We start from the raw sequence: 10,274 nt of genomic DNA, 5'->3' as shown, positions 1-10,274 counted from the left end.
AGCGCCCCCGAGGGCTCCATGCTGGAGGTCGAGGACGACGACGGCACCGTCCTGATCTACCAGGACGACATCTACATCGGTGAGATCGACCTGCCGTGGGCCAGGGACGCCAACGGCAACGCGGTGCCGACCTCCTACCGGGTGGAGGGCATGACGCTCGTCCAGACCGTCGAGCACGCGGGCGCCGCCTACCCCGTGGTCGCCGACCCCGCGCTCAAGCTGCAGTGCGAGTGGTGGAAGGCCATGTGCCGGGTGATCTTCTCCAAGAAGCTCACCAACCAGATCCACAGCGCCTGGCTGTACGGCGGGGCCGCCGCCGCCGCCGAGGTGCTCAAGGCCGCCTGCGACAAGGTCAAGAGCGGAAGGATCAAGCTGATCTGCAAGGTGGCGGTGGTGACGGGCATCGCCTCGTTCATCTACAAGATCCGGGAAGCCGCCAGCAAGAAGCAGTGCTTCGCGATCCGCGCCCAGTTCGTCGGCACCTCGACGCCGATCGTCTGGGGCGAGGTCCGCAAGAAGAGCTGCCAGAGCAAGTAGCCCAGCACCCCTGACACCCCTGACGCCCCCGCCGCCCGGCGGGGGCGTCGCTCTACCCGCGCATCTCCCGGAGCACCCATGCCTGCCCTCCTGCCACGGGCCCTCGCCGGTGGCCTCGCCCTCCTGCTTGTCCCACTGGCCGCGCCCCCGTCGCCCGCCGCCGGGTCGCCCGCCACCCCGCCCCCGGCCGCCGAATCACCTGCCGCCGAATCACCTGCCGCCGAACCGCCCGCCGCCTCGCCCTCCCCGGCGGCCCCCGCCGCGGATCCGGCGGCCGACCCGAGCGACCCCGGCCGCCTCACGGCCGAGCCGAGCGCTCCCGACGAGGCCTCCGCCCGGCTGTCGGCCCGCCTGACGGGCCGCCGGGTCGAGGTGGCGGATGCCCGTACCGAGACCACCACCACCTACGCCAATCCGGACGGCACGCTGACGGTCGACTCGTTCGCCGGTCCGGTGAGGTTCCGCCGCGACGGCGCGTGGAGGCCGGTGGACATCTCGCTCACCAAAGCGGCGTCAGGCGAGGTCACGACGAGGGGTCACGGCCGGGCGCTCCGGTTCGGCCCGAGCCGCGCCGCCCTGAGACGGCAGAGCTCCGCCAGGCCCGCGTACACCGACCTGATCACCCTCGGAGAGGGCGCCAGCCAGGTGACCATGCGGTGGAAGGGCGCGCTCCCCGCGCCGCACCTGTCCGGCGAGACGGCCACGTACCGGGACGTCATGCCGGGCGCCGACCTGGTCGTCACCGCCACCAGGACGGGCGCCGAGCAGTTCCTGCTGCTCAAGTCGCGCCCGGCCGCCCCGCTGTCGTACACGCTGGGACTGAAGTCACCGGGCCTGCGGCCGCGTCAGGCCGCCGACGGCGGCGTGGACCTGGTCGACGGCAGGGGCAAGGCCGCCGTCACCATCCCCGCGCCGGTCATGTGGGACGCCAGCACGCATCCGGCCTCCGGCGAGCACCTGCGACGCGCTCCGGTGACCATGAAGATCTCCGGCGACGACCTCGTCCTCACCCCGGACCCGGCCTTCCTCGACGACCCGGCCACCGCCTACCCCGTCACCGTGGACCCGTCGCTCAACCTGGGCCAGGTCTTCGACACATTCGTGCAGCAGGGCTACAGCAGCGACCAGTCGGGCACGGACGAGCTCAAGCTCGGCAACAACGGCAGCGGCCAGATCGCCCGCTCCTTCATCACCTGGAAGACCCCGGGCATCGCGGGCAAGAAGATCACCTCGGCCACGCTGAAGCTCTGGAACCACCACTCGTGGTCCTGCAACGCCCGCTCGTGGGAGGTCTGGTCGGCCAACCGGGCCTCGTCCTCCTCGCGCTGGCCTGGCCCGGCGATGGTCGCCGAGTACGCCTCCTCCAACCAGACCACGGGGTACGGGAGCGGCTGCGCCGACGGCTGGGTCAGCGCCAACGTCACCTCGCTGGTCCAGCACTGGGCCAACCAGGGCTGGACGGAGTCCGGCATGGGCCTGCGGGCCGGCGACGAGTCGGACAAGTTCGCCTGGAAGCGGTTCAACTCCGGCAACGCCTCCTCGAAGGTGCCGGTCCTGTCGGTGACCTACAACTCCTATCCGAGCACCCCGGTCTCCACCCAGCTGTCGCCGTACACCAACTACGAGGGCACGCTCTGGACCAACACGCTCACCCCGCAGCTGCGCAGCCAGGTGCGCGACCCCGACGGGGGCAACGTGCGCGGGCTGTTCGACGTGTACCAGGGCTCCACGCCGGCGGTCGACAATCTGTACGGCGCATACGTGGCCAGCAACGGTTCCTCCGTCGCCGGCGTGCCCGCGGGCAAGCTGGTCAACGGCAAGACGTACACGATCCGCTCGTGGGCCAACGACGGCTCCCTGACGTCGAAGGCGTACCAGACGGCGACGTTCTCCGTGGACACCGTCAAGCCGCCCGTCCCCAAGGTCGCCTCCGCGGACTACCCGAACGACGGCGGCTGGTACGGCGACGCCGGCAAGGCGGGCACGTTCACCCTCACCCCGGCCGGCACCGACGCCGGCTGGATCGCCTACAACCTCGACGGCGGCGCCACCACGAAGGTGCTCACCACCGGCGCGGCCGTCACCGTCAAGCTGACCCCGGCCACCAAGGGCGCCCACAGGCTCAACGTGTACACCGTCGACAAGGCCGGCAACACCTCTCCCACCACGTCCTACACCTTCAACGTGGGCGCCGGCGCGGCCGTGGCCACGCTCACCGCGCCCGCGGACGGCCTGCGCAGCACCGGCAGGGTGCCCCTGGCTGTGACCGGCACCGCCTTCACCCAGGCCACGTTCCAGTTCCGCAGGTCGGAGACCGACGCGTGGGCCGACCTGCCGCCGGCCCACGTCAAGAACGCGGACGGCACGCCGCTCACCGCCTGGCCCGTCGCGGCGCCCGGCCACGTGTCCGGCCTGGTCTGGGACGCCGGAGCGCAACTCGGCGACGCCGCGGTGCAGGTGCGCGCGGTCGTCGCGGGCCCGGCCCCGGCGGAGTCCCAGCCGGTCGAGGTCGTGGTGGACCGCCGCGCCACCCGGGCCGCCACCGCCCCCGCCGGCCCCGGCGTGCTCAACCTGCTCACCGGGGACTACCGTCTCCAGAGCACGGCGGGCGGCCCCTTCGGCCTGACCCTCACCCGCACGGCCTCCTCCCGGGACGCCGGCTGGTCGCTCCCGCTGCCCACGCTCAGGGAGACCTCCCCCACCTCGGTCGAGGTGACGCGCGCCGACGGAACACCGGTGCAGTTCACCAGGACCGGGGACGGCTGGAAGCCGGAGCCCGGAGCCGAGGACCTGACCCTCACCGGCACGTACACGCTGACCGACGCCCGCGGCGAGGTCACCTCCTTCACCAAGCAGGGCGACCTGTACGCTCCCGAAGGCCACGCCTACGACCGGGGCCGACCGAAGTCGATCACCCGGTCGGGGCACACGCTGGAGCTCGGCTACGACGCCGCGAACCGCCTGACCACCGTCTCCCTCAAGGGAACGGTGATCGCCCAGTACGGCTACGACGCCGCGGGACGGCTCGCCGAGGCATGGGACCCGCGGATCAGCCCGGCGCTCAAGACGCTCTACGGGTACGACACCGCGGGCCGCGTCGCCTCGCTCACCCCGCCCGGCGAGCTGCCGTGGACCTTCGCCTACGACACCGACGGCCGGCTGCGCACCGTCACCCGCGCCACGCTCAAGCCCGGCACCGCCGACCAGATCGCCGGTGAGGCGAAGACCGTCGTCACCTACGGCGTGCCGCTCACCAGGGCGGGCGGCGGCCCGGCCGACGTCACGGCCGAGGAGACCGCCGGGTGGGGCCAGACGTCGGCGCCCGCGACGGCGACCGCGATACAGCCGCCGGGCCTCGCACCCACGGTGACATACCTGGACGAGTCGGGCCGGCCGGTCAACGTGCTGACCCCCGGCGGGCACCTGTCCGTCACCGAGTACGACCGGTACGGCCACGCCGTGCGCGTGCTCACCGCCGCCAACCGGGAGCTGTCGCAGCGCGACGTCACCGACTACCGGCTCGCCGAGCTCGCCATCACCGGCTACAGCCCCGCCGAGCGCGCCGAACTGCTGTCCACCCGCTCCGTCTACGACGCCACGGGCCGCCGCAAGCTGGAGGAGCTGAGCCCGGTCCACATCGTGAACCTGGAGTCCGACGTGGACGACCTGCCGGCCGGATACGCCATCGGCGCCAGGACCCGCACCGTCTACACCTACGACGAGGGACGCCCGGCCTCCGCCGCCGCGCGTGACCTGCCGACCACCGTCAGGACCGGCGCGGTGATCGTCGCACGCGAGTCCGGGCCGGACGCGGACGTCCGTACCACCGCCATCGCCTACGACTGGGCCACGGGGCGGCAGACCAGGACCGTCCGCGACCCCGGCGGCCGGGCCGTGACCACCGACGTCCCCGCCGCCTCCCGCTACACCTCCACCGGCGACGGCCCGTGCGCGGGACGGCCCGAATGGGCGGGCCTGATCTGCCGGGACGGAGGCCGGACCTACACCTACACCGCTGCCGGCCTGCCCGCCACCGTCACCGAGGGGGACACGGTCACCACCCTCAAGCAGGACGCGGCCGACCGCCTCATCGCCACCAGGGCCGGCGGCGAGGCCGAGATCGGCCTCGGCTACGACCCCGCGACCGGCAGGCCCACCGAGCGGTGGCGCGGCGCGGAGAAGACCGTGACGGCCTACGACCGGCTGGGCCGGGTGATCGGCCACACCGACGCCGACGGCGGCTGGACCCGCACCGAGTACGACGACCTCGACCGCCCGGTCAAGGTCACCGACTCGGCCCCCTCGGTCAGGGTCTACGCCTACGACGCCACGATCGAGCCGCGCGGCATGGCCACCTCGGTCACCGACTCGGTCGCGGGCACGTTCACCGCCCGCTACGACGCCGAAGGACGTCAGATCGAGGGCGGCCTGCCGGGCGGCCTGCACCTGCGGGCCGGTTACGACGAGCGCGGGCAGAGCTTCACCCGGATCTACACCCGGGACGGGCTGGAGGGCCCGGTGATGATCGACCAGATGGGCCGGAACGTCCACGGTCAGGAGCTGCTGAGCATGCGGACCGATCTCATGGTCGAGCGGCAGCTCGGCTACGACAAGGCCGGCCTGCTCGGCTCCGTGCTGGAGATGGCCTTCCCGCTGTGCACGCTGCGGCGCTACGACCACGACAGCGCCGGCAGTCGCATCCGGCTGGCCGTGCAGTCGTCGGAGGAGGACTGCCCGGAGGCCGACGACTCCGCCGCGAGCATCACCACCTACGCCCACACCCCCGACGGCAAGCTGACCGGAGACGGTTACGCCTACGATCCGGCGGGCCGCACCACCTCGCTGCCCGGCGACCGCACCATCGGCTACTTCGCCGACGGCCTGCCCGCCAGGCAGACCCACGGCGGGCGGAGCCTGACCTGGACCCGTGACCCGGCGGGCCGGATCCGCTCGGAGACCACCGAGACGGGCGCGCGCACCGTCCACCACTACGGCTCCGACGGCGACCGGCCCTCCTGGGTCACCGGGGACGGCGGGGTCGTCCGCCACGTCGCGGGCGTCGGCGGAGAGCTGGCCGCGCTCACGGGCGCGACCGGGCCGGTGCGCGTCCAGCTGCTCACCGTCGGCGGGCACGTCGGCAGCGAGCTGGAGCTCGGCACCGGCATGGCCACGGTGGTCGGGTACGACGAGTTCGGCGTGCCGTCCCAGCCGGTCCGCTACGGCTGGCTGGGCGGCGCGTTCCACCCGACGACGCTGGACGGGACCGTCCTGGTGTCGGGCCGCCTGTACGACCCGGCGCTCGGCCGCCACCTGCAGCGTCCGTACTGAGCCGAGTGAGAAGGAGGGTGAGGCGCCGCCTCACCCTCCTTCAGGGACGGGATGTCAGATCGCGTCGGGCGAGGGCCCGCCGTCGGCGTCCGGCGCCGCCGGGGCGCTCACCCCGCCGCCCGGACGGCCGCCGCGGGGAACCCCCCTCCGGAGGAGGGCCCATGCTGAAGACGTGAACGAGGATCTGGAACGGGGACCCGGCGGGGACCTGATGGCGATCGGGCGCTTCGCGCGGCTGTGCCGGCTCAGCGTCAAGCAGCTGCGTAACTACGCCGACCTGGGGTTGCTGGTGCCGGCGTGGGTGGATCCGGCCACCGGGTACCGCTACTACCGGGCCGGGCAGGCGCGCGAGGCGCTCTCGATCGGACTGCTGCGCTCCCTGGACGTGCCGCTGGCCGTGATCGGCGAGGTGCTGTCCGGTACGGGCGCCGCCCGGGCGCTGGGCCGGGTCCGCGACGACCTGGAGGCCGAGCTGGCGCGGCGCCGCCGTACCCTCGCGACGCTGGAGCGGGTCCTGGCCGGTGGAATCCCCGACGCCCCGGTCGACGTCGTCGTCGAACCGGCCCGCCGGGTGATCCTGGCCCGGGACGTGGCCGCCGGTGTGCGGGACATCGGCCGGGCCGTGTCCGCCTGCGTGGCGCGGCTGACGGAGGTCTCCCGCGACGGCCCCGCCCGGCTGATCGGCCTGTTCCCCGTCGAGCTGGACGAGCCCCTGCCCGTCACGGTCGCCCTGGACCCGGCGGCGGACGGTGACATCCCCGGAGCGCCGGCGGAGGCGCCGTGGCTGCGCCCCCCGGCCGGGACCTCGGCGGACCTGCTGCCCGCAGGGCGCTTCGCCCGTGTCACGCACGTGGGGCCGTACGACCAGATCACCCTGGCCTACCACGCGCTTCTCGCCTGGTGTGCCGAGCGCGGGCATCCCGTGCGCGGCACCGTCCGCGAGGTCTATCTGTCCGACCCGGCGGCCACGCCGCCCGAGCGACTGGTCACCGATCTGATGATCCGGCTGGAGGAACCGCCGTGACCCGGCGTCGTGCCGCGACGTCCCCGGGCCGGCCCGCCACGGGTGTTCGGGCGCTTTCGCGCCCCGGTCAGGAATGGATGCGATTTGTCCCAAGCGCGGCGCGTCCGTGTCGTCCGCGAACGGCCGTTGATGAGGATCGGTGCCGGGCATCCTGGCGCGGTGTGCGGTGCGCGGTGCCCGGGGCGAGACGGAGCGAAGGAGCGGCGCGGTGACGACGCAGAGGGCCGAGGCTGCGGACGAATCCGCAGACGACGACGCGCGCGTTGAGCCGGCTCCGCCGGACGGGACGCCGTCGGACGGGACGCCGTCGGACGGGGCGCTTCCGGACGGGGAGGTGCTGCGGGCGGTATTCGCCGACCTGGGCGCGGGCCTGTACCTGACCGACCGCGCGGGGCGCATCAGCGCGGTCAACCCGCGGGCCGAAACGTTGCTGGAACGTCCGGCCGAAGCGCTGGTGGGCGCCGACGCCCATGATCTGCTGCACCGTGACGAGCACGGCGCGCCGCTCCCGCGCTCGGCGTGTGAGCTGCTGGCCGTGCTGGAACACGGCCGTACCGCCCGCGGGGACGGGAGATGCGGCACCTTCCTGCGCGGCAGCGGCCGACTGCTGCCGATCGCCTGGACGGCCTCGCCGATCCGGCGGAACGGGCGGCTGTGCGGTGCGGCGGTGCTGTTCGTCGACGCCGACGAGCGCCGGGCGGCCGCCCAGCGCCAGGCCGATCATCTGGCCGCGCTGGAGCACGTCACCGGGCGGCTGGCGGCCGTCACCGAGATCGGCGCCGTGCTGGGCCAGGTCTCGGGGGTCGATGAGGCGCTGGCGCGGGTGGGACGCCTGCTCGTGCCCCGGCTGGCCGACTGGGCCGCGGTCGAACTGCGCACCGGGCCCGCGGAGGTGTGCCGGGTCTTGGTCGTCCCTCCGGGCGGCGATCCGGTGAGCCGTGCCGCCGAAGAGAGCCGCGCCGACATCTCCGGCGGCCGCGGCCAGGAGATCTGGCAGGGTCCGCTGCCGCCGCTCACCGACTCCTCCCGGGCGCCGCTGGCCCGGGTGCTGCGCGGCAGTGAGGCCCTGCTGCTGGGCCCGGACGACATCGCCGCGGCGGCCGATTCGCCGCTGGCCGCCGCCCACGGCGAGCTGTTCTCCGCCTTCGGCGCCGCCTCGGCGATCGTCGCGCCACTGGGCGCCGCCCGCCAGGTGCTGGGCGCCCTGACGGTGGCGCGCCTCGATCCGGCCCATCCGTTCGACGCCGCCGACCTGACACTGATCACCGACATCGCCCGGCGGGCCGCTCTGGCGGTGGACAACGCCGACCTGTGCACCCGGCAGCGCGACGCGGCCCTGACCATGCAGCGTCACCTGCTGGACCCCCTGCCCGCGCTGGAGCCCCTGCGCCTGGCCGCCCGTTACCGGCCGGCCCCGCGGGGCTCCCTGATCGGCGGCGACTGGTACGACGCCATGATGCTGCCCGACGGCGTCGTCGCCGCCATGGTCGGGGACGTGCCCGGGCACGACATGACCACCGCCGCGGACATGGCCCGGCTGCGGCACATGCTGCGCTCGTTGTGCTGGGACCGCCAGGAGCCGCCCAGTCTCATCGTCGACCGGCTGGACGACGCGGTGGTCCACATCACCGGCATCGACGCCGTCACCGTGGTCCTGGCGCGGGTCGAGGGCTCCGGTGCGGGCCCCTGGCAGCTGCACTGGGTCAGCGCCGGTCACCTGCCGCCGCTGCTGGTCACCGACGACGGCCACAGCCGCTACCTGACCAGCGGGCAGAACCTGCTGCTCGGCCTCGGCCTGGCCCGGGACGAGTCCCGCTACGACGCCATCGAGCCGCTACCGGCGGCCAGCACCGTCCTGCTGTACACCGACGGGCTCGTCAAAGCGCCCGACGGCGATCTGGACGCCGGCATGGACCGGCTGCGCCGTCATGCCGCCGCGCTGGCCCGCCGGCCGGTCGGTGATTTCTGCGACCGGTTGCTGGAGCGCATGGCCTGCGGCGCCAACGATGACACCGCCCTGCTGGCGGTGCGCATCCCCGGCGCCGGCGAGGAGGATGGGGACACCACGCCCGGCCGGTCCGGCGCTTCCACCCGCTTCGCCGAAGGCCGGGCGTAGTGAGCCCGGCACCGATGCCGGCTGACGAGAACGAACGGCTGTGCGAACTGGAGGAGCTGGAAGCCACCGAGGAACTGCCCGAGCCGCGCTTCTCGGCCATCGCCGCCGCGGCCGCCCGCGTCTGCTCCACCCCGATCGCCCTGGTCAACCTGGTCGGCGCCGACAGCCAGCACTTCAAGGGCAGCAGCGGCGTCACCGCCACCGGCATGGACCGCGCCGACTCGTGGTTCTGCCCCCACACCATCGCCGCCCGGCGGCTGCTGGAGGTCCACGACGCGGACGCCGACCCGCGTTTCCGCGACACCCCCATCGTGGCCGGCGAGTGGCGGGTGCGTTTCTACGCGGGCGCGCCGATGATCAGCAGCCGCGGTCACGCCCTGGGCACGGTGTGCGTGATGGACCACCGGCCGCGCCGCCTGTCGCCCGAGCAGCACCAGATGCTGACCGTACTGGCCGAGAACGCCGCCCTGCTGCTGGAGGCCCACCACCAGGTCCGCCGCGCCGACCGGATCATCCACGGACTGCAGGACGTGCAGGAGCTCAAGGACCAGTTCCTGCGCAACATCAACCACGAGCTGCGCACCCCGCTGACCTCGATCCGCTCCTACCTGGAGCTCATCCAGGACGGTGACCTCGACTCCGCCACCGAGCAGCGGTTCCTCGGGGTCATCGAGCACAACAGCGATCGCCTGCTGGAGCTGATCGACGAGCTGCTGCTGATGGCCAGCCTCAACGCCGAGACCGCCGTCTTCCATCCCGCGCGGGTCGACCTGATCGTGCTGGTCCACCGCGCCCTGGAGGTCGTCGCCGACCGCGTCCAGGACAGAGGCCACACGCTGATTCTGCACGCCCCCGACCGGGCCACGGTGTGGGCCGATGCCCTCAGGTTCCAGCACGTGCTGGTGCACCTGCTGGACAACGCGATCAAGTTCACTCCGGACGGCGGCACGATCGAGGTGAGGGCGAGCGCCGACCCCGCGCCCCGGGTGGAGATCTGCGACACCGGCATCGGCATCGGCGCCGAGCACGTCGAACGGATCTTCGAGGACTTCTACCGCGCGCCCGAGGCCGAGGAGCGGGCGATCCCCGGCACCGGGATGGGCCTGGCCATCGTCGACAAGATCATCCGCGTGCACGGAGGCAGCATCCGCATCAACAGCACCCCGGGTGAGGGCACCTGCGTGCGCGTCACCATGCCGGTGCCGCCCTCCCCGCAGTCGTCCGCGCACCGCACCCCGCCGTCATCCCCGCGCCCCGGCCTCTGATGCG

At 73.6% G+C, this 10,274-nt stretch carries 4 protein-coding genes and 1 pseudogene; all 5 read left to right on the top strand.

Annotation, left to right across the window (positions count from 1 at the left end):
* A pseudogene (locus IEZ08_RS34215) lies at positions 1 to 537 on the top strand (hypothetical protein); the annotation flags it as partial.
* 78 nt (positions 538 to 615) lie between these two features.
* On the top strand, positions 616 to 5,865 hold the full coding sequence (locus IEZ08_RS34210) for a DNRLRE domain-containing protein (RefSeq protein WP_189243836.1): 5,250 nt from the start codon (positions 616 to 618) through the stop codon (positions 5,863 to 5,865).
* Positions 5,866 to 6,037: 172 nt separating this feature from the next.
* Positions 6,038 to 6,889, top strand: a complete 852-nt coding sequence (locus tag IEZ08_RS34205) for a MerR family transcriptional regulator (protein WP_229803830.1) — start codon at positions 6,038 to 6,040, stop codon at positions 6,887 to 6,889.
* A gap of 208 nt (positions 6,890 to 7,097) precedes the next feature.
* Positions 7,098 to 9,005: a SpoIIE family protein phosphatase gene (locus IEZ08_RS34200; protein WP_084780117.1), complete on the top strand. Its 1,908-nt coding sequence runs from the start codon at positions 7,098 to 7,100 to the stop codon at positions 9,003 to 9,005.
* Positions 9,006 to 9,019: 14 nt separating this feature from the next.
* Entirely contained in the window at positions 9,020 to 10,270 is a 1,251-nt protein-coding gene (locus IEZ08_RS34195; RefSeq protein ID WP_068923688.1) for a sensor histidine kinase, read from the top strand.
* Positions 10,271 to 10,274: the final 4 nt, after the last annotated feature.

It is taken from the genome of Planobispora rosea (genome assembly GCF_014648175.1).
GTDB lineage: Bacteria > Actinomycetota > Actinomycetes > Streptosporangiales > Streptosporangiaceae > Planobispora > Planobispora rosea.
The sequence above is the reverse complement of the archived record's forward strand: the minus strand, read 5'-3'. Positions and strand labels throughout refer to the sequence as shown.

What these genes read in the sequence shown, in the direction of transcription:
- IEZ08_RS34210 (WP_189243836.1), top strand. Translation starts at nt 616, where the DNA reads ATGCCTGCCCTCCTGCCACGGGCCCTCGCCGGTGGCCTCGCCCTCCTG.
- IEZ08_RS34195 (WP_068923688.1), top strand. Translation starts at nt 9,020, where the DNA reads ATGCCGGCTGACGAGAACGAACGGCTGTGCGAACTGGAGGAGCTGGAA.